The organism is Streptomyces sp. NPDC087859 (genome assembly GCF_044742595.1).
GTDB lineage: Bacteria > Actinomycetota > Actinomycetes > Streptomycetales > Streptomycetaceae > Streptomyces > Streptomyces canus_F.
The window spans coordinates 271,519-294,637 of the sequence record NZ_JBIUUU010000002.1; the positions used below are offsets into that span (position 1 = coordinate 271,519).

Annotated in this window: 23 protein-coding genes and 1 tRNA gene; 11 read left to right on the plus strand and 13 right to left on the minus strand. The window is 71.2% G+C overall.

Translation table 11 applies throughout. The features are described from left to right. Positions 1-58 precede the first annotated feature (58 nt). The 5 genes from ACIOHP_RS05140 to ACIOHP_RS05160 all read right to left on the minus strand — a co-directional run bounded on the left by ACIOHP_RS05140 (position 59) and on the right by ACIOHP_RS05160 (position 6,072). On the minus strand, positions 59-1,534 hold the full coding sequence (locus tag ACIOHP_RS05140) for a peptidoglycan D,D-transpeptidase FtsI family protein (RefSeq protein WP_401883538.1): 1,476 nt from the start codon (positions 1,532-1,534) through the stop codon (positions 59-61). Continuing rightward, positions 1,531-2,973, minus strand: coding sequence for an FtsW/RodA/SpoVE family cell cycle protein (locus ACIOHP_RS05145; protein ID WP_361552587.1), 1,443 nt, complete (start codon positions 2,971-2,973; stop codon positions 1,531-1,533). The genes ACIOHP_RS05140 and ACIOHP_RS05145 overlap by 4 nt, the downstream gene beginning before the upstream one ends. A 27-nt stretch (positions 2,974-3,000) precedes the next feature. Continuing rightward, entirely contained in the window at positions 3,001-4,572 is a 1,572-nt protein-coding gene (locus ACIOHP_RS05150) for a Stp1/IreP family PP2C-type Ser/Thr phosphatase (RefSeq protein WP_361552686.1), read from the minus strand. 98 nt (positions 4,573-4,670) lie between these two features. Further along, on the minus strand, positions 4,671-5,183 hold the full coding sequence (locus tag ACIOHP_RS05155) for an FHA domain-containing protein (protein ID WP_266824712.1): 513 nt from the start codon (positions 5,181-5,183) through the stop codon (positions 4,671-4,673). 10 nt (positions 5,184-5,193) lie between these two features. Continuing rightward, complete coding sequence (locus tag ACIOHP_RS05160) at positions 5,194-6,072, minus strand: DUF3662 and FHA domain-containing protein (protein WP_327718171.1); 879 nt, start codon at positions 6,070-6,072, stop codon at positions 5,194-5,196. Between the two features lie 474 nt (positions 6,073-6,546). Here ACIOHP_RS05160 and ACIOHP_RS05165 point away from each other — a divergent pair. Beyond that, a tRNA-Leu gene (locus ACIOHP_RS05165) sits at positions 6,547-6,630 on the plus strand. Positions 6,631-6,742: 112 nt separating this feature from the next. Here ACIOHP_RS05165 and ACIOHP_RS05170 read toward each other — a convergent pair. Continuing rightward, positions 6,743-7,396, minus strand: coding sequence for an FMN-dependent NADH-azoreductase (locus tag ACIOHP_RS05170; RefSeq protein ID WP_401883541.1), 654 nt, complete (start codon positions 7,394-7,396; stop codon positions 6,743-6,745). 109 nt (positions 7,397-7,505) lie between these two features. Between ACIOHP_RS05170 and ACIOHP_RS05175 the strand changes: the two genes are divergently transcribed. The 5 genes from ACIOHP_RS05175 (at position 7,506) to ACIOHP_RS05195 (ending at position 11,300) form a co-directional block, all read left to right on the plus strand. Beyond that, on the plus strand, positions 7,506-7,865 hold the full coding sequence (locus ACIOHP_RS05175) for a winged helix-turn-helix transcriptional regulator (protein WP_401883543.1): 360 nt from the start codon (positions 7,506-7,508) through the stop codon (positions 7,863-7,865). Between the two features lie 158 nt (positions 7,866-8,023). Next, positions 8,024-9,457 carry a DUF2252 domain-containing protein gene (locus tag ACIOHP_RS05180; protein ID WP_401883545.1) on the plus strand — a complete coding sequence of 478 codons (1,434 nt, stop codon included), beginning with the start codon at positions 8,024-8,026 and terminating at the stop codon, positions 9,455-9,457. A gap of 28 nt (positions 9,458-9,485) precedes the next feature. Beyond that, the gene (locus ACIOHP_RS05185; RefSeq protein ID WP_401883547.1) at positions 9,486-9,959 is read left to right on the plus strand and encodes a hypothetical protein; all 474 of its coding nucleotides are present in this window, start codon (positions 9,486-9,488) and stop codon (positions 9,957-9,959) included. Between the two features lie 45 nt (positions 9,960-10,004). Beyond that, on the plus strand, positions 10,005-10,850 hold the full coding sequence (locus tag ACIOHP_RS05190) for a J domain-containing protein (RefSeq protein WP_401883549.1): 846 nt from the start codon (positions 10,005-10,007) through the stop codon (positions 10,848-10,850). A gap of 102 nt (positions 10,851-10,952) precedes the next feature. After that, positions 10,953-11,300, plus strand: a complete 348-nt coding sequence (locus tag ACIOHP_RS05195) for a rhodanese-like domain-containing protein (protein ID WP_361552571.1) — start codon at positions 10,953-10,955, stop codon at positions 11,298-11,300. Positions 11,301-11,319: 19 nt separating this feature from the next. Here the strand turns inward: ACIOHP_RS05195 and ACIOHP_RS05200 are convergent, their stop codons facing one another. The 6 genes from ACIOHP_RS05200 to paaA form a co-directional block, all read right to left on the minus strand. Beyond that, complete coding sequence (locus ACIOHP_RS05200; protein ID WP_401883552.1) at positions 11,320-12,453, minus strand: acyl-CoA dehydrogenase family protein; 1,134 nt, start codon at positions 12,451-12,453, stop codon at positions 11,320-11,322. Between the two features lie 112 nt (positions 12,454-12,565). After that, positions 12,566-13,624, minus strand: a complete 1,059-nt coding sequence (locus tag ACIOHP_RS05205) for a 2Fe-2S iron-sulfur cluster-binding protein (RefSeq protein ID WP_401883554.1) — start codon at positions 13,622-13,624, stop codon at positions 12,566-12,568. After that, positions 13,624-14,148 (minus strand): 1,2-phenylacetyl-CoA epoxidase subunit PaaD, encoded by a 525-nt coding sequence (gene paaD, locus ACIOHP_RS05210; protein WP_401883556.1) that lies wholly within the window; start codon positions 14,146-14,148, stop codon positions 13,624-13,626. Before paaD ends, ACIOHP_RS05205 begins: the two co-directional genes overlap by 1 nt. After that, positions 14,142-14,864, minus strand: a complete 723-nt coding sequence (gene paaC / locus ACIOHP_RS05215) for a 1,2-phenylacetyl-CoA epoxidase subunit PaaC (protein WP_361552559.1) — start codon at positions 14,862-14,864, stop codon at positions 14,142-14,144. The genes paaD and paaC overlap by 7 nt, the downstream gene beginning before the upstream one ends. Continuing rightward, positions 14,861-15,148, minus strand: coding sequence for a 1,2-phenylacetyl-CoA epoxidase subunit PaaB (gene paaB, locus ACIOHP_RS05220; protein ID WP_307028393.1), 288 nt, complete (start codon positions 15,146-15,148; stop codon positions 14,861-14,863). The genes paaC and paaB overlap by 4 nt, the downstream gene beginning before the upstream one ends. Then, positions 15,145-16,128 (minus strand): 1,2-phenylacetyl-CoA epoxidase subunit PaaA, encoded by a 984-nt coding sequence (paaA, locus tag ACIOHP_RS05225; RefSeq protein WP_401883559.1) that lies wholly within the window; start codon positions 16,126-16,128, stop codon positions 15,145-15,147. Before paaA ends, paaB begins: the two co-directional genes overlap by 4 nt. Before the next feature lie 245 nt (positions 16,129-16,373). On the opposite strand from paaA, the gene ACIOHP_RS05230 reads away from it, so the two are divergent. The 3 genes from ACIOHP_RS05230 to ACIOHP_RS05240 are packed head-to-tail and all read left to right on the plus strand — an operon-like array spanning position 16,374 to position 19,146. Further along, complete coding sequence (locus tag ACIOHP_RS05230; protein ID WP_401883561.1) at positions 16,374-17,192, plus strand: DUF5819 family protein; 819 nt, start codon at positions 16,374-16,376, stop codon at positions 17,190-17,192. Beyond that, positions 17,189-18,406, plus strand: a complete 1,218-nt coding sequence (locus ACIOHP_RS05235; protein WP_401883563.1) for an HTTM domain-containing protein — start codon at positions 17,189-17,191, stop codon at positions 18,404-18,406. Before ACIOHP_RS05230 ends, ACIOHP_RS05235 begins: the two co-directional genes overlap by 4 nt. Further along, positions 18,403-19,146: a TrmH family RNA methyltransferase gene (locus ACIOHP_RS05240; protein WP_401883565.1), complete on the plus strand. Its 744-nt coding sequence runs from the start codon at positions 18,403-18,405 to the stop codon at positions 19,144-19,146. The genes ACIOHP_RS05235 and ACIOHP_RS05240 overlap by 4 nt, the downstream gene beginning before the upstream one ends. Positions 19,147-19,162: 16 nt before the next feature. Here ACIOHP_RS05240 and paaN read toward each other — a convergent pair whose 3' ends face one another. After that, on the minus strand, positions 19,163-20,854 hold the full coding sequence (paaN, locus tag ACIOHP_RS05245) for a phenylacetic acid degradation protein PaaN (protein WP_361552543.1): 1,692 nt from the start codon (positions 20,852-20,854) through the stop codon (positions 19,163-19,165). 159 nt (positions 20,855-21,013) lie between these two features. On the opposite strand from paaN, the gene ACIOHP_RS05250 reads away from it, so the two are divergent. Next, complete coding sequence (locus ACIOHP_RS05250) at positions 21,014-22,531, plus strand: 3-hydroxyacyl-CoA dehydrogenase (RefSeq protein WP_361552540.1); 1,518 nt, start codon at positions 21,014-21,016, stop codon at positions 22,529-22,531. After that, positions 22,528-23,118: a TetR/AcrR family transcriptional regulator gene (locus tag ACIOHP_RS05255; protein ID WP_361552537.1), complete on the plus strand. Its 591-nt coding sequence runs from the start codon at positions 22,528-22,530 to the stop codon at positions 23,116-23,118. The genes ACIOHP_RS05250 and ACIOHP_RS05255 overlap by 4 nt, the downstream gene beginning before the upstream one ends. The last annotated feature ends 1 nt before the right edge of the window (position 23,119 follow it).

Below are 23,119 nucleotides of genomic sequence, written 5' to 3' on the forward strand. Positions count from 1 at the left end.
CACCCGATACAGGACCGGTATCGCAACGTGCACCGATGTGAAGGGGACGTGAGCGGGGTCACTTGTTGGAGTTGATGACCGCCTCCATCACGCTCTTCGCGATCGGCGCCGCGAGGCCGCTGCCGGAGATGTTCTCGCGGACCGCGTTCTCGTCCTCGACGACCACGGCCACGGCGACCGGCTTGCTGCCGTCGGCGAGCTTGGCGTACGAGATGAACCAGGCGTACGGGTTCTTGCTGTTGTTCTCGCCGTGCTGGGCGGTGCCGGTCTTGCCGCCGACGGTGACGTCGCCGCCGATCTGGGCCGTCTTGCCGGTGCCCTTCTCGACCACCGTCTCCATCATCGACTGCAGGATCTGCGCGTTCTTCGCCGACAGCGGCTCGCTGTACTTCTCCGGGTCGGTCTTCTCGATGACGTCGACATTGCTGGCCTGGAGCTCGTCGACCATGTACGGCTTCATGAGGGTGCCGTCGTTGGCGACCGCGGAGGCGACCATGGCCATCTGCAGCGGGGTCGCGGCGGTGTTGAACTGGCCGATGGAGGACAGGGCGACCTGCGAGGGCTCCATGTTGTCCGAGAAGACGGAGGCGCTGGAGCGGACCGGCGTGAACTGCTCCTCGGTGAAGCCGAACTTCTTGGCCTCTTCCAGCATCTTCTCGTTCTTGAGGTCAGCGCCGATCTTGCCGAAGACGGTGTTGCAGGACCACTGCAGGGCGACGCGCAGAGTGGCGTTCTTGCAGGGGATGTTGCCCTCGTTCTTCAGCTCGGTCGTGGTGCCCGTCATGACCCACGGCAGCGGTGAGTCCGTCTTTTCGTCGGCGTCGTCGTACAGGCCGCTCTCCAGAGCGGCGGCCGCGGTGACGACCTTGAAGGTGGAGCCGGGCGGGTAGACCTCGCGCAGGGCCCGGTTGAGCATCGGGTCGGCGGGGTTGTTCTTCTTGTCGAGGGCCTTCCAGGCCTTCTCGTCCGACTCGCCGCCGCCGGCGATCGTCCCGGGGTCGTACGACGGGTAGGAGGCCATCGCCAGAATCTTGCCGGTGGACGGCTCGAGAGCGACGACCGCGCCCTTGCCGCGCTCCTTGAGGCCGTCGTACGCGGCCTTCTGGGCGGCGGCGTTGAGGGTGGTGACGACGTTGCCGCCCTCCTTCGGCTTCCCCGTGATCATGTCCAGGGTGTTGCGGAAGAAGAGCCGGTCGTCGTTGCCGGTGAGGATGCCGTCTTCGAGGTTCTCCAGCTGGTTGGCGCCGTAGGCCTGCGAGACGAAGCCCGTGACGGGCGCCCACATGGCGCCGTCCTTGTAGGTGCGCTTGAACTTGAAGTCGCCGCTGGTGGTCTCGGTGTGGCCGGTGATGGCCTTGCCGTCGACGATTATGTCGCCGCGCGGGGTGGCGTACCGCTCGATGGCGACCCGGCGGTTGTCGCTGTCGGTCCTCAGGTCGTCGGCCATGACGTACTGGAGCCAGTTGTCACGGATGAGCAGGGCCATGACGAGGAGGCCGCAGAAGATCGCGATCCGGCGCAGGGGCTTGTTCATGACGGGCGGACCACCTGGGTCATCTCGGCATCGGGGCTGGGGGCGGGAGCGGGCGCCGGACGGCGTGCGGTGTCGCTGATGCGCAGCAGGATGCCGATCAGGGCCCAGTTGGCGATGACGGACGAACCGCCGTAGGCCACGAACGGCAGCGTCATACCGGTCAGCGGGATGAGACCCATGACACCGCCGGCCACGACGAAGACCTGGAGGGCGAAGGCGCCGGACAGGCCGACGGCCAGCAGCTTGCCGAACGGGTCGCGGGCCGCGAGGGCCGTACGCACACCGCGCTCGACGATCAGGCCGTAGATCAGCAGGATCGCCATGACGCCCGCCAGGCCCAGCTCCTCGCCGAACGTGGCGAGGATGAAGTCGGAGTTGGCTGCGAAGCCGATCAGGTCGGAGTTGCCCTGGCCGAGACCGGTGCCGAGGGTGCCGCCGGAGCCGAAGGCCCACAGGGCCTGCATGGACTGCTCGGTGTGGCCGTACACGCCCTGCCTGCTGAGCGTGTACTCGCGCATGGGGTCCAGCCAGGCCTGGACGCGCTGCTGGACGTGCGGCTCGAAGGAGGCGACGCCCACGGCGCCGGCCGCGGACATCAGCAGACCGAAGACGATCCAGCTGGTCCGCTCGGTGGCGACGTACAGCATGATGATGAACATCCCGAAGAACAGCAGGGATGTACCGAGGTCGGTCTCGAAGACCAGGATGAGGATCGACATCACCCAGACGACGAGGATCGGACCGAGGTCGCGGCCGCGCGGCAGGTACAGGCCCATGAAACGCCGGCTGGCCAGGGCCAGGGCGTCTCTCTTGACCATGAGATAGCCGGCGAAGAACACCGCGAGGGCGATCTTCGCGAACTCACCGGGCTGGAGCGTGCCGAGGCCGGGGATCTTGATCCAGATCTTGGCGCCGTAGGTGGGGGCGCTGATGCCGGGGATCAGCGGCAGCACGAGCAGGAGCATGGCTCCGGCCATGGAGATGTACGTGTAGCGCTGCAGGACGCGGTGGTCCTTGAGGAAGATCAGTACGACCACCAGCAGCGCGACGCCCATCGCCGAGTACAGCAGCTGGCGCGGTGCCGCCTCGACGAAGGTGTTGCTCGACTGCAGGCGCTTGGACTGGTCCAGCCGCCAGATAATGACGAGGCCGAGCCCGTTCAGCAGGGTGGCCAGCGGCAGCAGCAGCGGGTCCGCGTACGGCGCGAACTTCCGTACGACGAGATGGCCCACGCCCGCGAGCAGGGCGAGGCCCAGGCCGTAGCCCAGCAGGCCGGCAGGCAGCTCGTCGTTGATGGCGAGGCCTACGTTGGCGTAGGCGAACACCGGGATGACCACGGCGAACACCAGCAGCGCGAGCTCGGTGTTGCGTCGGCTCGGTGTGCCGATCGAGCCGATCGTGGACGTGTGGTGCGTCGACGTGTTGGAAGTACTGCTCATCGTGTGACAGGGCCTCTCACGGCTTGCCTACTGCGTACCGCACTGCCCGACGACCTGCTTCTCTTCGTCCGAGAGGGTGGGGCCGGGGGTGGGAGTGGGCGCGGTCGGGGAGGCGGAAGCGTTCGGGGACGGTGAGGTCGAGGTGGACGGGGTCGGTGAGGCCTTGGACGTGAGGGAGGTCTTGGTGGTTCCCGTGGTGCCTCCGGCCTCGCCCTCGCCGGTCTTGGAGTTCTGCTCGCTCTCGGCGGCCTGCTGCTCGGCGCGCTTCTTGCACGCGGAGGCCTGCAGGGAGAGTTCGTCGATCTTCTTCTGGGCGGTCTTGAGGTCGCCCTCGGCGATGGTGCCCTCGACGAGCTTCTGCTGGTACGGCGGCAGGTACTTGAGTTCGATCTCGGGGTGGTCCTTCTCCACCTTCGACAGCGACACCCAGGCCAGGTCCTGGCTGATGCCCCGGTACAGCGCCACGTGCTCGTCGTTGGCGGCCACGTAGTACTGGGTCTGGGTCCAGCGCCAGCCGCCGTAGAGGCCGCCGCCGACGACGGCGAGCGTGAGGGCGATGTAGAAGGATCTCTTCAGCCACTTGCGGCCCTTGCGGGGCTTGACGAAGTCCTCGTCGCTGTAGTCGCCGAAGCCGTCGGTGGGGATGAAGCCGGTGACGTCGCCGGAGCCGGGCGGGCCGAACTGTCCGCCCCCGCCCTGTCCGGGCACCTGGCGGCCGAGCCCGGAGGCGCGGCCCGCGGGGGTCTGCATGATGCCGTTGTCGTGCAGTGGGTGCTGCTGGTTCTCGGCGACCGCGCCGACCACGACCGGGGTGTCGGAGAGCTGCCCGGCGAGGGTGTCCCCGGTGTCCAGGTCCAGTACGTCGGCGACGATGACCGTGATGTTGTCGGGGCCGCCGCCGCGCAGCGCGAGCTGGATCAGCTCCTGCACGGTCTCCTGGGGGCCCTGGTAGCTGGCGAGGGTGTCCTCGAGCGTCTGGTGGGAGACGACCCCGGACAGTCCGTCGGAGCAGATCAGGTAGCGGTCGCCGGCGCGGACCTCGCGGATGGAGAGGTCGGGCTCGACGTGCTCGCCGCTGCCCAGCGCGCGCATCAGCAGGGAGCGCTGCGGGTGGGTGGTGGCCTCTTCCTCGGTGATGCGGCCCTCGTCGACCAGGCGCTGCACCCAGGTGTGGTCCTGTGTGATCTGGGTGAGGACGCCGTCGCGCAGCAGGTACGCGCGCGAGTCGCCGACATGGACGAGGCCGAGGCGCTGGCCGGTCCACAGCAGGGCGGTGAGCGTGGTGCCCATGCCCTCGAGCTGGGGGTCCTCCTCGACCAGGGAGCGCAGCTGGTCGTTGGCGCGCTGGACCGCGGTGCCGAGGGAGGTGAGGACGTCGGAGCCGGGGACGTCGTCGTCGAGGGCGACGATGGTGGAGATGGCCTCGGAGGAGGCGACCTCACCGGCGGCGGCGCCGCCCATGCCGTCGGCGATGGCGAGCAGGCGCGGACCGGCGTATCCGGAGTCCTCGTTGCCCTCCCGGATCATGCCTTTGTGCGATCCGGCGGCGAAGCGCAGTGACAGACTCATGCGCACCTCGCCCGTCGGCTCCGGATACATCCGCACGGTGCCCACCCTCCGGTCGGGAGCGCGCCGGGGCCCGGGGTGGGGGCCCACTCCGCGTGCTCGCTCCGCTCGCGCCTATTCATGATGTAGCACTACTTCCGCAGCTCGATGACGGTCTTGCCGATGCGGATCGGCGCGCCCAGCGGAATCGGTGTGGGGGTCGTCAGCCGACTCCGGTCCAGATAGGTGCCGTTGGTGGATCCGAGGTCCTCGACGATCCACTGGCCGTCCCGGTCCGGGTAGATCCTGGCGTGCCTGCTGGAGGCGTAGTCGTCGTCCAGCACGATGGTGCTGTCGTGCGCCCGGCCCAGCGTGATGGTCTGGCCCTGGAGCGCGACGGTGGTGCCCGTGAGGGTGCCCTCGCTGACGACCAGCTTGCTGGGGGCGTTACGGCCGCGACGGCCGGCGGCGGGCTGCTGGCGCTGCTGCGGGGGCGCCTGCTGGCGCTGGGCCTGCTGCGGCCGGGCGGCCTCTCGCCTGGCCCCGCGCTGGGTGACACGCGTACCGAACAGATCGCTGCGGATGACCTGCACGGCCACGATCACGAACAGCCACAGTACGGCTAGGAAACCCAGCCGCATGACCGTGAGGGTCAGCTCTGACATTGCCCCCGCTTCACCCTTCGGCTTGCCGGTAAATGATGGTGGTGTTGCCCACGACGATCCGCGAGCCGTCGCGGAGCGTAGCGCGGGTGGTGTGCTGTCCGTCCACCACGATGCCGTTGGTGGACCCCAGATCCTGGACGGTCGAGGGCGTTCCGGTCCGGATCTCACAGTGCCGGCGGGAGACGCCGGGGTCGTCGATCCGCACGTCGGCCTCGGTGCTGCGGCCCAGCACCAGCGTCGCGCGGGAGATCTGATGGCGGGCGCCGTTGATCTCGATCCAGTGGCGGGTGCGTCCGCCTGCCGCGGCTGCGGGAGCGGGTGCGACAGGGGGCCGCTGGCCGCTCGCGGGCTGCGGGTATCCGTAGCCGCCGGGGCGGCCGCCGGGCGGCGGCGCGGCCGGCATGGGCGGGGCGCCCGGGGCTCCGGCGGGAGCCGCGGCCGGCGGGTATCCGTAGCCGCCGGGGGCCGCGGGCCGGCCCGCCGGGGCGGCCGCGCCGGGGGCCTGCTGGTCGGTGGAGGAGGCGAGCGTGCGGCTGCGCACCCGGTACAGGCCGGTGTCGAGGTCGTCGGCCTTCTCCAGGTGGACCTTGATGGGGCCCATGAAGGTGTAGCGCTGCTGCTTGGCGTAGTCGCGCACCATGCCGGCGAGTTCGTCGCCGAGTTGGCCGGAGTACGGGCTGAGGCGCTCGAAGTCCGGTGTGCTCAACTCCACGATGAAGTCGTTGGGGACGACCGTGCGGTCGCGGTTCCAGATGGTCGCGTTGTTGTCGCACTCGCGCTGGAGTGCTCCCGCGATCTCCACGGGCTGTACCTCGGACTTGAACACCTTGGCGAAGGTGCCGTTGACCAGACCTTCGAGGCGCTGCTCGAACTTCTTCAGGACTCCCATGGGGCACCTCCTCCGTAGCTGCTGCCGTCCTGCACCCCGCAGAGCGGGTACTGCCTTACCTGGTACTGCTTACTGATCGTATCCACGCGCCGGTCAATCGGCTGGTTCCCCCTGTCGGCCTCGTCGACGGGTGTCGACGCCTCCGAGGTTCCCTGTGGAGCTCCTCTTCGAACTCCCCCGGCCGACTCCTCCTGTCAAGGATCGTAGAGGCGGCCGCAGACAAGTGTCCCGCACCTGACTGTGGACCCCGACCGGCTCCTGGGGAGACGGGCGGTACCGGTACGAGGTTGATACGTGAACAGACACGTGTTGATACGTAGCCGGAAGGACGACGGGTTGGTGCGGGATGTCTACGGCCCTGGTGAGCGGCTGCCCCTGGATAAGGGATGTGAACCCACCCCTGCCCGCGTGCTAATGTTCTGGATGTCGGAAGGCGCCAGCCCCTAGGGGAAACAGCCCGAAGACACACCCAATGCGCGGGTGGCGGAATAGGCAGACGCGCTGGATTCAGGTTCCAGTGCCCGAAAGGGCGTGGGGGTTCAACTCCCCCCTCGCGCACAGCTGAAAGCCCCGCAGGTCTCAGACCTGCGGGGCTTTTGCGTTGTCCTCCGGCGTGCTCCGGCGCTATCTGCCGTGAGGACAATCACACGGCGTGGTCCCGGCCGCGGGCTTACGCGGTCACGCGCTGGGCGAGGTGCTTCGCCCTGGTCTCCGCGTCCTGGTGGGCACGCGCGCGGGAGGCCTCGTAGAGGGGGACCAGTTCGGTCATCGCCGGGTTCTGCGGGGCCATGGTCAGCTCCGGGACGATGAAGTGGACGTCCAGGGCGAGGGAGTCGCCGAGGACCGCCTGCAGGTAGTTCTGCACGTACTCGAAGCCCTCGCGCGGAGTGCCCGGCGCGTAGGAGCCGCCGCGGCTGGCGACGACGGTGACTGGGGTCCCGGTGATCTTCGAGTCCTCGGTCAGGAAGGTGCGGCCGACGAGCATCACGTTGTCCAGCCAGGCCTTGAGGGTCGAGGGGATTGCGAAGTTGTACATGGGGGCGCCGATCAGCACGGCGTCCGCCCCCTCCAGCTCCTCGATCAGCCGCACGCGCGCGTGGAAGGCGGCGGCCTGTTCGGGGGTGTGCGTCGCGGGATCGGAGAAGCCGGCGAGGTGGGAGTCGGCGGTGATGTGCGGTACGGGGTCCGTGGCGAGGTCGCGGTAGATCACCGTGCCCTCGGGGTGCTGCTCCTCCCAGGTCCTGCGGAAGGCGTCCGTGACGGAGCGGGACGAGGAGGCGCCGTGGGGGAACACGGAGGAGTCGATGTGCAGCAGGGTGGCCATGGGGGTCTCCTGACGAGCGGTGCGTGGCTAATAGTTCGTACACGGCTATTGATAACACAGCTACTTACTTTTTTTCACCCCCATACGTGAGCGCAGTATCCTGAAGGGCATGACGGTCGAGCAGAGTCACGGCACGGAGGCCTGCAAGCAGGTGGACGACGGGATCACCCGTGTCTTCCAGTTGCTGGGGAAGCGCTGGACCGGGCCGATCGTGGCCGTCCTGACCCCGGGGCCGGCGTACTTCGTCGACCTGCGCCGGGCGATCCCCGGCATCAGCGAGCGGATGCTCTCCGACCGTCTCACCGAGCTCGCCTCCGCGGGGCTCGTGCTGCGCGAGGTCGACGAGGGGCCGCCGCTGCGGGTGTCGTACCGGCTGACGGCGGCGGGGGCGGCGCTGGAACCGGCGTTCGCGGAGCTGAAGCAGTGGGCGCAGCAGCACCTGCCGGAAGGGTCCGGAGGCGGGTGCTGAGGCACTCCGGCGCCGGGCGGATGCCCAGGCAGGCGGCCGCGGGGCCGGTTTTTCACAGGCACGCGGTTGTCCACAGGGCCTGACGCGTTTCGGCCACCGGTTGTACGGTCTGCACGAGTTGATGTTCGGGCGTGTGCGGGTTCGGAGAGGCGGTCGCGATGACCGAGGTCGGGGTGGAGGCTTCCGCCGGGGATTCCGTGGGCGCGGGGCGCAGGCTGCCGCGGGTGCGGGGCTTCGCCGAGTGGCCCGTGCAGGGGTCGCCCAAGCAGGAGGGCAAGGCGCTGCGCAAGCAGGTCCCGCGTGGTGCGCACACCGCGCTCGACCTGGACGGCTCGCGGCCCGACGCGGTGAGCGCGGTCGAGGAGTCCAGCCGCGACCGCATTCCCGGACTCGCACCGCTGCGCGTCGGCCGGATGGCGGCCACGCCCTTCGCCTTCCTGCGCGGCTCGGCGGGCCTCATGGCCTACGACCTGGCGCGCACCCCCATGACCCGGATCCGCGCCCAGATCTGCGGCGACGCCCACGCGGCCAACTTCGGTCTGTACGGGGACGCGCGCGGCGATCTGGTCATGGATCTCAACGACTTCGACGAGACGGTCCGGGGCCCCTGGGAGTGGGACCTCAAGCGGCTCGCGGCCTCGCTGGTACTCGCCGGCCGGGAGGCGGGCGCGGACGAGGACACCTGCCGCAGTGCGGCACACGGCGCGGTGGGCGCCTACCGCCGCACCATGCGGCTGCTGGCCCGGCTCCCCGTGCTGGACGCCTGGAACGCCATCGCGGACGAGGAGCTCGTCTCCCACACCGACGCCCACGATCTCGTCGGCACGCTGGAGCGGGTCTCCGAGAAGGCACGGGCCAACACCAGCGGACGGTTCGCGGCGAAGTCGACCGAGCGGACCGACGACGGCGGGCGCCGCTTCGTCGACGCCCCGCCGGTGCTGCGGCGCGTGCCGGACGGGGAGGCCGCGGCGGTGGCCGGGTCCCTGGAGGAGTACCTGGAGTCGCTCTCCGAGGACCGCCTTCCGCTGCTGTCCCGGCACGCGGTGCACGACGTCGCGTTCCGGGTCGTCGGTACGGGCAGCGTCGGCACCCGGTCGTATGTCGTGCTGCTCCTCGACCACCGCGATGAGCCGCTGGTGCTCCAGGTGAAGGAGGCCCGCCCCTCGGCGCTGCTGCCGCACCTGGTGACCGCCGGGTTCGAGGCGCCCGCCGTCGAGCACGAGGGCCGCCGGGTCGTCCTCGGACAGAAGCGGATGCAGGTCGTCAGCGACATCCTGCTGGGCTGGACGTCGGTGGACGGACGGCCGTTCCAGGTACGGCAGTTCCGCAACCGCAAGGGCAGCGTCGACCCTGCCGCGCTCGCCGCCGACCAGGTAGACGACTACGGCCGTATGACGGGGGCGCTGCTGGCCCGCGCCCACTCGCACAGCGTCGATCCGCGCCTCGTCGCCGGGTACTGCGGCAAGAGCGAGGAGCTGGACGAGGCGATGGCCACGTTCGCCGTGGCGTACGCCGACCGCACGGAGGCGGACCACGCCGAGCTCGTGGCGGCGGTGCGGGCGGGGAGGCTCGCGGCGGAGACGGGAGTGTGAGGGGGGAGCGGCCGGTGGGGAGCCGTCGGTGAGGTACGTGGATCTCGACGGGCGGGACGGGGACATCACGGGGATCGTCGACCCGCGGCCCTACCTCGCGAAGCTGCCCCGGCTCGCGGAGCGACTCCCGCCCGGGGCACGCGCCTTCGCCACCGACCCGGGGCACTACGCGTTCTCCGGCAGGAGGTGTGTGAAGGATCTCCAGCCGCAGCGGGTGCGGCGCCTGGGGGACGGGGAGATCGAGATCCGGTTCGGCCACAACTGCTGGAAGCACGACGAGGACCTGGTCGTCCGGTACGAGGGGGTCTCGCGGTCCCAGGTGGATGTCCTGGACGTCTGTGACGTGGCCGCGCTGGGGGACGTGATCCTCGACGAGGTGCTGCCGTACGGCGGGGGTTGCATCCATGAGGTCGCATGTCGGCCGGGGACGCTGGTCGTCGCGTGCCGGGACCTCGCGGCGCAGTGGGTGGCTGCGGATTGCCCGGATGCGGGTGAGGGCTGACACCGGCGTCGGAGGGCCGACCCGGCCGTGGCCTACGCTGGTCGGGTGACGACCCCGGAAGCTGAGCAGGGTGGTGTCGCCGGCGGTACGCGGGCGGCGCCCGAGGATGGCGCGCCCCGGCCCGAGGAGCGGCTGGAGCGGGCCGTGCGAGCCGCCGAGCAGGCGCTGATCGAGTACGAGATCGCGGTGGAGACCTTCCGGGTCGAGGTCGAGAACTTCTCCCGGCTCCACCACCAGAGACTCGGCCCGATGTACACCCGGCTCGACGAACTGGACGCCCAGATCGCCGAGGCCACGGCCGAGCGCACCGGTGACCCCGAGGACCGGCGCAAGGCGGACGAGGCCCGTGCCCGGGTGATGCCGATGCCGGCGGTGGAGGAGCTGTTCCACGGCTGGATGGACGGGGACGGGCTGTTCCCGGAGGCCGTGGCGATGCTCACGGAGCAGCCGGTGCGGCCCCCGCAGCGGGTGCGGCCCAGCGACGAGGCCCGCAAGCTCTACCGGGAGCTGGTCCGCAAGGCCCACCCCGACCTGGCGCAGGACGACACCGAGCGGGCGCGCCGCGACGAGTTCATCACCCGGGTCAACGCCGCCTATGCCCGCGGTGACGAGCCGCTGCTGCGGGAGCTGGCCGAGGAGTGGGCCGCCGGGCCGAAGCCGCCGGAGCAGGGGCCGACGCCGAGCGAGGAGCTCTACGCCCGCCTCGAGTGGCTCGCCCGGCGCAAGGAGCTGCTCAGCGTGGTCGCGCGAGAGCTGGAGGAGAGCGCGATCGGGGCGATGCTGCGGCTGGCCCCGGACGACCCCGACCGGCTCCTGGAGGAGATCGCCGAGCAGCTGCTGGCGCAGCTCGCGGAGCGGGAGCGCGAGCTGGCGGAGCTGCTCGGGCAGTAGGCGGGCCGGGCGCCGGGCGGGCCTGTGGACGTCGGGTGCCGCCACGGTGTGCGCGGATCCCTCGGCCGGGGGGCTCGCCTGTCGCTCAGGTAGCCTCGGGCCATGAGTTTCGGAGCTTCCCTGCCCTCGGTCGACGTCGCCGGTGTTCCGGCCGACGGCCTCGTTCTGGATGTCCGTGAGGCCGACGAATGGGCCGCGGGGCATGTCGAGGGCGCGCTGCACGTGCCCATGAGTGACTTCGTGGCCCGGTTCGGCGAGGTGACCGAGGCGGTGGCGGACGGCCGACGGGCCTATGTGATGTGCCGCGTCGGCGGTCGCTCCGCGCAGGTCACCCAGTACCTGGTCCAGCAGGGCATCGACGCCGTGAACATCGACGGCGGCATGCTGGCCTGGGACGGCGCAGGCCGCCCCATGGTCACGGACAACGGTTCGGCGGCGTTCGTCCTCTAGGGCGGCTCCCGGGCGCGCGTCAGGCCAGAGGGTGTGCCGCCAGCAGATCGCCCAGCGCCTCCTCGTGGGCGGCCGCCGGGCCGAGCGACAGTTCCAGGTGCTTGGCCCAGGCGTGGTACCGGTGCAGCGGGTAGTCGGTGTCGGCGCCGAACCCGCCGTGCAGATGCTGCGCCGTCTGCACGACCCGCCGTACGCCCTCCGAGGCCCAGATCTTCGCGACGGCGACCTCGCCGGAGACCGGCAGCGCGCCCTGTGTCCCGGAGCCGGTCCGCCAGGCCGCCTGCCACAGCGTGGCCTCCATCGCCTTCAGATCGATGTAGCGGTCGGCGGCCTGCACGGCGACGGCCTGGAACGTGGCGACCGGGAAGCCGAACTGCTCCCGCTTGCTGGTGTATTCACTGGTCATCCGCAGGACCTGACGGCCCAGGCCGAGTGCCTGCGCGCACGTCCCGACGGTCAGCAGATGCCGTAGCGACTCCCATGCCCCGTCCGCGTCGAGGACGTCCCGGGCCGCGATCCGCGCCGACTCCAGCCGCAGTTCGCCGAGCCGCTCGCCCGTGGTGGAGAGCTGCTCGGCGAGGGCGACCCCTTCGCCGGCGGGTGCGACGAGCGCGAGCACGGTCTGTCCGGTGGCCGCGTGCGCCGGTACGACGATGTGGTCCGCGTCGAACGCCCACGGCACCGCCGTCTGCACACCGTCCAGGATCCACTCCGCGCCCTCCTGCCGTGCGGTCACGGCGAGTTCGGCGGGGTCGTGGCCGGTACGGCCGCTCGCGGCGACGGTCAGCACGACCTCGCCGCGGCCCGCCCGGGCGAGCAGGCCGGACCTCAACTCCTCGGTGCCATGGGTTTGTACGGCCGCCGCGGCCGCGCTGCTCTCCAGCAGCGGCACCCGCGCCAGCACCTTCGCCGACTCGGCCAGCACCAGGCACAGCGCGACCGCGTCCAGACCGGCCCCGCCGTACTCCTCCGTCAGCAGCAGGCTCAGCAGGTCGGCGTCAGCGAGCTTGCTCCACAGCTCACGGTCGAAGTGGTCGGCGACGGCGCCCGTGGCGAGCGCGGGGCTCGGCACCCCGTCCGGCGCGACCCCGGCGAACACGCCCCGTGCCGCCTCGGCCGCCGCCTGCTGCTCCTCGGTGAAGGTGAAGTCCACGGTCCCTGTCCTCCCGACGCGTCAGCCGATCGACGGGTGAGCCGATCTGACGGACCGTCAAGATAGAACAGGTTCTAGAAGAAGGGAACGGGGCGGCCCGCGCCGGGTGCCCTCACCTGTCGAAGTCCAGCTCCACCGTCTCCGTCGCCGGATGCGACTGGCATGCCAGCACGTACCCGGCCTCCGTCTCCTCCGGCTCCAGCGCGAAGTTGCGGTCCATGCGGACCTCGCCGGAGACGAGGAAGGCGCGGCAGGTGCCGCAGACCCCGCCCTTGCAGGCGTAGGGCGCGTCGGAGCGGTTGCGCAGGACCGCCTCGAGGAGGGACTCGCCGTCCTGGACGGGCCAGGTCCCGCCGCGGCCGTCCAGACGGGCGGTCACCGTGCTGTGCGCGGGCGCCGGGGTCCTGGGCGCCGGGGCCGCACCCTCGTCGACGTGGAAGATCTCCTCGTGGACGCGGCTCCGGGGGACACCGAGCTCCCTCAGCGCTCGTCCCGCGCCCTGCACCAGCCCGAACGGCCCGCACAGGAACCAGCCCGCCACATCCGCCACCGGCAGCAGCGCGGGCAGCAGTCCCGTCAGTCGCTCCCGGTCCAGCCGTCCGGACGGCAGCCCCGCCTGCTGCTCCTCCCGGGAGAGCACCGTGACCAGCTGGAGCCGCTCCGGGTAGCGGTCCTTCAGGTCGGCGACCTCGTCCAGGAACATCGTCGAGGCGGCCGTACGGTCACTGCGGATCAGGCAGAACCGGGCCTCGGGCTCGCGCGCCAGCAGCGTCGACACGATCGACAGCACCGGGGTGATGCCGCTGCCGCCGACGACCGCCGCGTACAGGCCGGGGGCGGGGGTGAGGGTGAAGCGCCCCGCGGGAGTCATCACCTCCAGCTCGTCGCCGACGGCGATCTCCTTGAGCGCGTACGTGGAGAAGGCTCCGCCGTTCACCAGCCGTACACCGACGCGCAGTCGGCGAGGGGCTTCGCCGTCCGGTGCCGGGGAGCAGATCGAGTACGTGCGCCGGATCTCCTCGCCGTCCGCCGTGCGGCGCACGGCGAGGTGCTGGCCCGGGGCGTAGCGGTAGGCCTCGCCGAGCTCCGGCGGCACGGTGAAGGTGAGGGCCACGGAGTCGTCGGTGAGCCGGTCGACCGCCGCCACCCGGAGCGCGTGGAAGCGGGCCATCACAACTCCTTGAAGTGGTCGAAGGGTTCACGGCAGTCCAGACAGCGCCGCAGCGCCTTGCAGGCCGTGGAGGAGAAGCGGCTGAGCAGCTCGGTGTCGGCGGATCCGCAGTGCGGGCAGCGGACGGGGTCGGTGGCGTCGAGCGTCCGGGTGGGGCCCAGGGACAAGGTCACCGGTCCTGCCGCGTGCTGTGTGCGCGGCGGGGCTATGCCGAACTCCCGGAGCTTGCGGCGGCCTTCGTCCGAGATGTCGTCCGTCGACCAGGCGGGCGCGAGGACCGTGCGCACGGTGACCTCGCGGACGCCGTGGGCGTGCAGCACCCGCTCGATGTCCACGGCCATCGCCTCGATCGCCGGGCAGCCGGTGTACGTCGGGGTCAGTTCGACCTCGGCGGTGTCCTGGCCGCGGACGTGCACCGCGCGCACGACTCCCAGTTCCCGCAGGGTGAGCACGGGCAGTTCGGGGTCGAGCACCGATCCCGCCACCTCGAGGAGTTCCGCCTCCAGCGGTGTCACGGTCACCATGACGCCCCCGGGTGGCTGCGGTGCAGATGCTGCATCTCGGCGAGCATCCGCCCGAAGGACTCGGTGTGCAGGCCCTGTCGGCCGGCGCCGGCCGTCCACGCGCCCGTGCGCGGTCCCTCGGGGACACTCAGGGTGGCGCGGCCCAGGACGTCCGTGACGGACGCCAGCCACGCCGCCTCCAGGGCGGCCCAGTCGACGTCGACGCCCTCGACCGGCTGGAACATCTCGCCGGTGAACCGCCACAGCGCCTCGCACGCCCGCCGCATCCGCTCGTGGCTGACGTCCGTGCCGTCGCCCAGCCGCAGGGTCCACTGCTCGGCGTGGTCGCGGTGGTAGGCGACCTCCTTGACGGCCTTCGCGGCGAGCGGGGCGAAGGGGCCCTCGCCCGCGGCCAGTTCGGCGTGGAGCAGGTGCTGGTAGGTGGAGAAGTACAGCTGGCGGGCGATGGTGTGGGCGAAGTCGCCGTTGGGCTGCTCCACCAGCTGGAGGTTGCGGAAGGCGCGCTCCTCGCGCAGATACGCCAGTTCGTCCTCGTCGCCGGCCATCGAGAGCAGGACGCGGGCCTGGCCCAGGAGGTCCAGCGCGATGTTGGCGAGGGCGACCTCCTCCTCCAGGACGGGGGCGTGGCCGGCCCATTCGCCGAGGCGGTGGGAGAGCACCAGGGCGTCGTCGCCGAGGGCCAGAGCGGCGGCGTTCGTGGTCAGGTCGACGGTCACAGGTGCTTCACCCCGTCCGGGATCTCGTAGAACGTCGGATGGCGGTAGGGCTTGTCGGCGGACGGTTCGAAGAACGGGTCCTTCTCGTCCGGCGAGGACGCGGTGATCACGGAGGACGGGACGACCCAGATCGAGACGCCCTCGCCGCGGCGGGTGTACAGGTCGCGGGCGTTGCGCAGGGCGAGGTCCGCGTCCGGTGCGTGCAGGCTGCCGGCGTGGGTGTGCGAGAGGCCGCGGCGGGAGCGTACGAAGACCTCCCACAGAGGCCAGTCGGTGTTCGTCATGCGCGTGTGGCTCCCGTCTCGGTGTGCTTGCCGGCGTAGGCCGAGGCGGCCTCGCGGACCCAGGCGCCCTCGTCGTGGGCCCGCCTGCGCTGGGTGATCCGCTGTTCGTTGCAGGGGCCGTTGCCCTTGAGGACGTTCTTGAACTCGGTCCAGTCGATCTCGCCGAATTCGTGCCGGCCCAGCTCCTCGTTCCACTTCAGGTCCGGGTCGGGGAGCGTGAGGCCCAGGGACTCGGCCTGGGGGACGCAGATGTCGACGAAGCGGCGGCGCAGCTCGTCGTTGGAGTGCCGCTTGATCTTCCAGGCCATCGACTGCGCGGAGTGCGCGGACTCGTCGTCGGGCGGGCCGAACATCATCAGGGACGGCCACCACCAGCGGTCCACCGCGTCCTGGGCCATCGCGTGCTGCTCGGGGGTGCCCTTGCTGAGCGCCAGCAGGAGCTCGTAGCCCTGGCGCTGGTGGAAGGACTCCTCCTTGCAGACGCGGACCATCGCGCGCGCGTACGGGCCGTAGGAGCAGCGGCACAGGGGGACCTGGTTGGTGATCGCGGCGCCGTCCACGAGCCAGCCGATCGCGCCGACGTCCGCCCAGGTCAGCGTGGGGTAGTTGAAGATCGAGGAGTACTTCTGGCGGCCGGTGTGCAGCTTGTCGAGCAGTTCGTCGCGACCTGTGCCGAGGGTTTCCGCGGCGCTGTAGAGGTAGAGGCCGTGCCCGGCCTCGTCCTGGACCTTGGCCATCAGGATGGCCTTGCGGCGCAGCGAGGGCGCACGCGTGATCCAGTTCGCCTCCGGCTGCATGCCGATGATCTCGGAGTGGGCGTGCTGGGCGATCTGGCGGACCAGTGTCGCGCGGTAGGCGTCCGGCATCCAGTCGCGCGGTTCGATGCGCTCGTCGGCGGCCACGGCGGCGTCGAAGGCGCGCTCGTACGCGTCCTGGTCGACGACGTCCTCCCTGTCGTACGCCTGTGCTGCTGTTGCCATGTGGCCCCCTCGACCCTGTGCGCTGCTCGGAGCAGGCTCCCGACCGATCGTTCGGTTCGTCGATTCCATGGTGTGCCGGGCGCCGTAAGGTGTCAACCGCTGTGGATAACCTGCCGACGGGCTGTGCGGGCGGGAGGGCCTGAGTACCGTTCCCGTGCGAGCGCCGTGGAGGGTGCGCGAGGGCGGTGGCGGGCCCTGCGGCCTCGTGGCCGGAAGACGGAGCGGACATCGGGAGACGGGGCGGAATGGACGCGTACGACACAGGCTCGGGCGCCCGGAGCGGGCCTGCCGACGAGCCGGGGGCACCGGAAGGGGGCACCGGGCCACGGACCGCCCTGCCCGCAGCCGGCGATCCCGCCGACGCGGCTCCCCCGCCCTCGCCGTACGACCTGCCTTCCCCGCACGGCACCGGACCCCGCACCGGTGTGGCCGCCCTCTCACTCCGCTACCAGATCGGTGCCGCGCTGGCGCTCGCGATCGTGGCGGTCACCGTCTGCGTCCATCTGGGGATGACGTTCCTGCACGTCGCGCCTGCCAACGCGGTCACCAAACAGCACGGCAAGGCGATCGACGACTGGATCTACCCGGAGTTCGAGCAGAACTGGAAGCTCTTCGCGCCGAACCCGCTCCAGCAGAACATCGCGGTCCAGGTGCGGGCCCAGGTCCTCACCGCGGACGGCACCGTGCGGACCACCGGCTGGTACGACCTGTCCGCCGAGGACGGCCGGGCCATCGACGGCAATCTGCTGCCCAGCCACACCCAGCAGAACGAGCTGCGCCGCGCGTGGGACTTCTTCACCGCCACGCACGGCACCGACAACCGCCCGGTCGGCCTGCGCGGCGCCCTGTCCGAGACGTATCTGCGCCGCATCGTGGTGATGCGCCTGGACCGGGACGACGCGGCCGGGTCCGACGGCAGCGTCGAACGCGTACAGGTCCGCTCCCGGACCACCAGTGTGCGACCGCCGAAGTGGAGCCAGGAGCAGGTCTCCGAGAAGCCCCTGTACCGCGAGCTGCCCTGGTGGTCGGTCACGCCGGCCGATCTGCCGGGAGGTGAGCGATGAACCGCTTCGCCCTGTCGCTCTCCACCGCCATCGCCCGCATCACCGAGTCGGCGCTCGGCCCGTACCAGAGCGCCGTGGTCCGCATCGGCTTCAGCGCGACCTGGCTGCTCTTCCTGCTGCGCGAGCTGCCCCACCGCCAGGAGCTGTACGGTCCCGACGGCCCGTGGAGCTGGGACCTCGCCGAGCAGCTGATCGCCGGCAACGGCGCCTTCACGGCGCTGATCTGGTCGGACGCCCGGATCTGGTTCGAGAGCGTCTACGGCCTCGCCGTGCTGTCGAGCGTCCTGCTGCTGCTGGGCTGGCGCACCCGCACCATGTCGGTGCTCTTCATGGTCGGCGTGCTGTCGCTGCAGAACCGCTCCATCTTCATGGGCGACGGCGGCGACAACGTCCTGCACCTGATGTGCGTCTACCTCGTCTTCACGCGCTGCGGCCAGGTCTGGTCGCTGGACGCGCGCAGGGCGCGGCGCGAGAACGAGGCACGCGCGCGTGGCGAGCGGGTCGTGGACCGGGTCGGTCCGGCCCTGTGGATCGTGCTCGGGCTGATGCTGATCGCGGTGACCGGGGCCGGACGGCTGCTGGAGGGCGATCCGGTCATCCCCGCCCTGCTGTGGGCGGTGTGGCTGGGGCTCGGCGTGTGGTGGACGGTCGGGCGACTGGCGCGGACGGCCCAGCCGCGGATCCTGCTCGACGTCATCGGCAACATCGTGCACAACGGCGCCCTGCTCGTGATCATGGCCGAGGCCTGTCTGATCTACGCCACGGCCGGCTGGTACAAGATCCAGGGCACGCGCTGGCAGGACGGCACCGCCGTCTACTACCCGCTGCACCTGGACTACTTCTCGCCCTGGCCCGCCCTCGCCGACGCGCTGTCGTCCAGCGCCACGATGGTGCTGCTCGTGACGTACGGGACCGTCGTGGTCCAGGTGGCCTTCCCGTTCACCCTGTTCAACCGGCGGGTCAAGAACGTCCTGCTGGCGCTCATGATGACCGAGCACGCGGTGATCGCGGTCGTCCTCGGACTGCCGTTCTTCTCGCTGGCGATGATCGCCGCCGACGCGGTGTTCCTGCCGACGCCGTTCCTGCGCCGGATGGGCGGCCGGGTGGCACGCGCGCGTGAACGGCTGACGGCGGGACGGGGCGGCCCCGCGCCGGTGCCGGAGACGCGCGCCCCGGAGGGCGCCGAGGAGACGCACGTAGGCTTCACGGCATGACCGACCCCGCCGGCCTCTGGCGCCGGCTCGCCGACTCCCGCGTCCTGCTCGACGGCTTCCACGCCCTCAAGCACGCGGTGCGCTTCGGCGCCGACGTCACGGTCGCGGTCACCACCGACCGGGAGGCCACGCTCGCCCTCGCCGACGAACTCGCCCCCGACGTGCGCCGGGCGCTGGACGCGCTGCTGACCGAGGTCCCGGAGCCGGTGTACGCCTCGCTGGTGCCGCGCCCGCATCCGACCGCGGTCGCCGCCCTGGCGGTGCGACCGTCCCGCGCGGCCAACCTGGAGCGGCTGGCCCGGACGGCGCGCACCGCCCCGGTGGTGGTCCTCGACCAGCCGCGCAACCTCGGCAACGCCGGGGCCGTGATCCGGCTGGCGGCGGGCTTCGGCGCGACGGGGGTGGTCACCACCGGCACGCTCGACCCCTGGCATCCGACGGTGGTGCGCGCGGGCGCCGGGCTGCACTTCGCCACGGCGGTGGAACGGGTGACGGTCGAGGAACTGCCTCCGGGCCCGCTGTTCGCCCTGGACCCGGAGGGCGACGACATCCGGGGCACGAAGCTCCCGGACGACGCCGTCCTCGCGTTCGGCTCGGAGCGCAGCGGCCTGTCGGGCGACCTGCGCGCGCGTGCCGACCATTTGCTGTCCCTGCCGATGCGCCCGCAGGTGTCCAGCTACAACCTGGCCACCAGCGTGGCGATGACGCTGTACCACTGGAGCCTGGGCGGCGGGGTCTAGCACCTGTCCGGGCGTCCTAGACCTCCCGGCGGACCTCGACGACCCGGAACCGGTTGGCCACGAACGCCCCGTCGCACAGCGCGGCGTTCGCCGCCGGATTGCCCCCGGACCCGTGGAAGTCGGAGAACGCGGCCGTCTGGTTGACGTACACCCCGCCCGTGAGGTTCAGCGACAGCTGGGCCGCCTCCTCCAGGCAGACCTCCTGCACGGACCGCTCGACGTCGTCGTCGGTGGTGTACGCGCCGACCGTCATGGCGCCCTTCTCGCGGACCGTGCGCCGCAGCAGCTCCACCGCGTCGGCCGAGGAGTCGACGGCCACGGCGAAGGAGACGGGGCCGAAGCACTCGCTCATGAAGGCGGCCTCGTCGTCCGGCTTGGCGCCGTCCAGCTTGACGATGACGGGGGTGCGCACGACCGCGTCCGGGAACTCCGGGTTGGTGATCTCGCGGGAGGCGAGGGCGACTTCGCCGAGCCCGGTCGCGGCCTCCAGTCGGGCCTTGACGTCCGGGTTCACGATCGCGCCGAGCAGCGCGTTCGCCCGCGCGTCGTCGCCCAGCAGACCGTCCACGGCGCGGGCGAGGTCGGCGGCCACCTCGTCGAAGGTGCGGGGGCCCTCGTCGGTGCGGATGCCGTCGCGGGGGATCAGGAAGTTCTGCGGAGTGGTGCACATCTGGCCGCTGTAGAGCGACAGCGAGAAGGCCAGGTTGGAGAGCATGCCCTTGTAGTTGCTCGTCGAGTCGACCAGCACCGTGTTGACGCCGGCCTTCTCCGTGTAGACCTGCGCCTGGCGGGCGTTGGCCTCCAGCCAGTCGCCGAACTCGGTGGAACCGGTGTAGTCGATGATGCGGATCTCCGGGCGGCCGGCCAGGGTCTTGGCGATGCCCTCGCCGGGGCGCTCGGCGGCCAGCGCCACCAGGTTCGGGTCGAAGCCCGCCTCGCTCAGGACCTCACGCGCGACCTGGACCGTGAGCGCGAGCGGCAGCACCGCGCGAGGGTGGGGCTTGACCAGGACCGCGTTGCCGGTGGCGAGGGAGGCGAACAGGCCCGGGTAGCCGTTCCAGGTCGGGAAGGTGTTGCAGCCGATGACCAGGCCGATACCGCGGGGGACCGGCGTGAACTGCTTGGTGAGCGCCAGCGGGTCGCGCTTGCCCTGCGGCTTGCTCCACTCCGCGGTGTCGGGCGTGCGGACCTGCTCCACGTACGCGTACGCCACCGCCTCCAGACCGCGGTCTTGCGCGTGCGGGCCGCCCGCCTGGAACGCCATCATGAAGGCCTGGCCGGAGGTGTGCATGACCGCGTGCGCGAACTCGTGCGTCCGGTCGCTGATCCGCTTGAGGATCTCCACGCAGACCACCGCGCGGATCTCCGCGCCCGCCTCGCGCCACGCGCGCTGCCCCGCGCGCATGGCGGGCAGCAGGGTGTCGATGTCCGCGTGGGGATAGGTCACCCCCAGCTCGATGCCGTACGGCGAGACCTCGCCGCCCACCCAGTCGTCCGTGCCGGGCTGGCCGAGGTCGACGCGGGTGCCCAGCAGGGCGTCGAAGGCGGCCTTGCCCGCGGCCGCGTCCAGGCTGCCGTTCTCCCCGTAGGCCTTGGGGTGCTCGGGATGCGGCGACCAGTACGCGCGCGTGCGGATCGCTTCGAGCGCCTGGTCGAGGGTGGGCCGGTGCTTGGCGATCAGCTCGTGGGCGGTCAGTTCGGCGGCCATGCGGGACCAACTCCTCGTCTTGTGAACTCTTCGTCGAGCTCATGACCTGGGCAGAACCTGGGCAGATACAGCCAGACAGAGTTAGAGTAACCGAACGATCGGTCGGGACAAGGGGGTCCGCCGCATCTGTGGAAAACCCCGTGCGGGAGGATCGCGCACATGACAGCACTCGACCTCAGCAGCCCCGTGGCCGTCGTCGGCACCGGCACCATGGGCCAGGGCATCGCCCAGGTCGCGTTGGTCGCCGGCCATCCCGTCCGGCTGTACGACGCCGCTCCCGGGCGCGCCCGGGAAGCCGCTGACGCGATCGGCGCGCGGCTCGACCGGCTCGTCGAGAAGGAGCGCCTCTCCGGCACCGACCGGGACGCGGCACGCGCGCGTCTCACGGCCGCCGACAGCCTCGCCGACCTCGCGGACTGCGCCCTGGTCGTCGAGGCGGCCCTGGAGCGGCTGGACGTCAAGCAGGAGCTCTTCCGGGAGTTGGAGGACGTCGTCGGCGAGGACTGTCTGCTCGCCACCAACACCTCGTCCCTGTCGATCACGGCCATCGGCGGCGCCCTGCGCAACCCCGGCCGTTTCGTGGGCCTGCACTTCTTCAACCCCGCGCCGCTGCTGCCGCTCGTCGAGGTCGTCTCCGGCTTCGCCACCGACGTCACCTCGGCCACGCGCGCGTACGAGACCGCACGGGTCTGGGGCAAGACGCCGGTCGCCTGCGCCGACACCCCGGGATTCATCGTCAACCGCATCGCCCGGCCCTACTACGCCGAGGCGTTCGCGGTGTACGAGGCCCAGGGCGCCGACCCCGCCACCATCGACGCCGTGCTGCGTGAGTCGGGCGGCTTCAAGATGGGCGCGTTCGAGCTCACCGACCTGATCGGGCAGGACGTCAACGAGTCCGTCACGCACTCGGTCTGGAAGTCCTTCTTCCAGGACGTCCGCTTCACGCCCTCGCTCGCGCAGCGGCGGCTGGTGGAGTCGGGCCGGCTCGGCCGCAAGAGCGGACACGGCTGGTACGTGTACGGACCCGAGGCCGAGCCCGCCGAGCCGCACACCGCGGAACCGGCACAGGCGCCCGCGTACGTCGTCGCCGAGGGCGACCTGGGCCCCGCGTCCGAGCTGCTCGCGCTGATCCGCGAGGCGGGCATCCCGGTGCGCGAGGACGACGAGGACCACGGCACCCGGCTGGTGCTGCCGAGCGGGGGCCAGTTGGCGCTCGCCGACGGGCAGACCTCGGTGGAGTTCCGGGACGTCGTCTACTTCGACCTCGCGCTCGACTACCGCCGGGCCACCCGTGTCGCACTGTCCGCCTCCCAGGACACCGCGCAGCAGACCCTCGCCGAGGCGGTCGGCCTCTTCCAGGCGCTCGGCAAGGACGTCAGCGTCATCGGTGACGTCCCCGGCATGATCGTCGCCCGCACGGTCGCCCGGATCGTCGACCTGGCGCACGACGCCGTCGCCAAGGGCGTGGCCACCGAGGAGGACATCGACACCGCGATGCGCCTCGGCGTCAACTACCCGCTGGGCCCCTTCGAGTGGAGCCGCAGGCTCGGCCGCAACTGGGCCTACGCCCTCCTCGACGACCTGCACCTGCGTGATCCGAGCGGCCGCTACGCACCGTCCCTCGCGCTGTACCGCCACGCGTACGCCACCGACAAGAGGGAGGGCAGCACCTCATGACCACCGCCAAGCGCGACACGTACACCCCCGAGACGCTGCTGTCCGTCGCCGTACAGGTCTTCATCGAGCGCGGCTACGACGGCACCTCCATGGAGCATCTCTCCAAGGCGGCCGGCATCTCCAAGTCCTCGATCTACCACCACGTGGCGGGCAAGGAAGAGCTGCTGCGCAGGGCCGTCAGCCGCGCGCTGGACGGCCTCTTCGGGATCCTCGGCGAGGAGCACGCGCGCGTGGGGCGGGCGGTCGAGCGCCTGGAGTACGTCGTGCGGCGCATGGTCGAGGTGCTGATCACCGAGCTGCCGTACGTGACGCTGCTGCTGCGCGTGCGCGGCAACACCGACACCGAGCGCTGGGCCCTGGAGCGGCGTCGCGACTTCGACCACCGGGTCGCCGAGCTGCTGAGGGCCGCGGCCGCCGACGGCGATGTGCGCGGCGATGTCGAGGTGCGGCTCGCGACGCGGCTGGTCTTCGGCATGATCAACTCGATGGTGGAGTGGTACCGGCCTGACGGGCGCGGCGTGAGCGAACGCGAAGCGGCCGACGCCGTCGTCCAGTTGGTGTTCTCGGGACTGCGCAAGGAGCACTGAG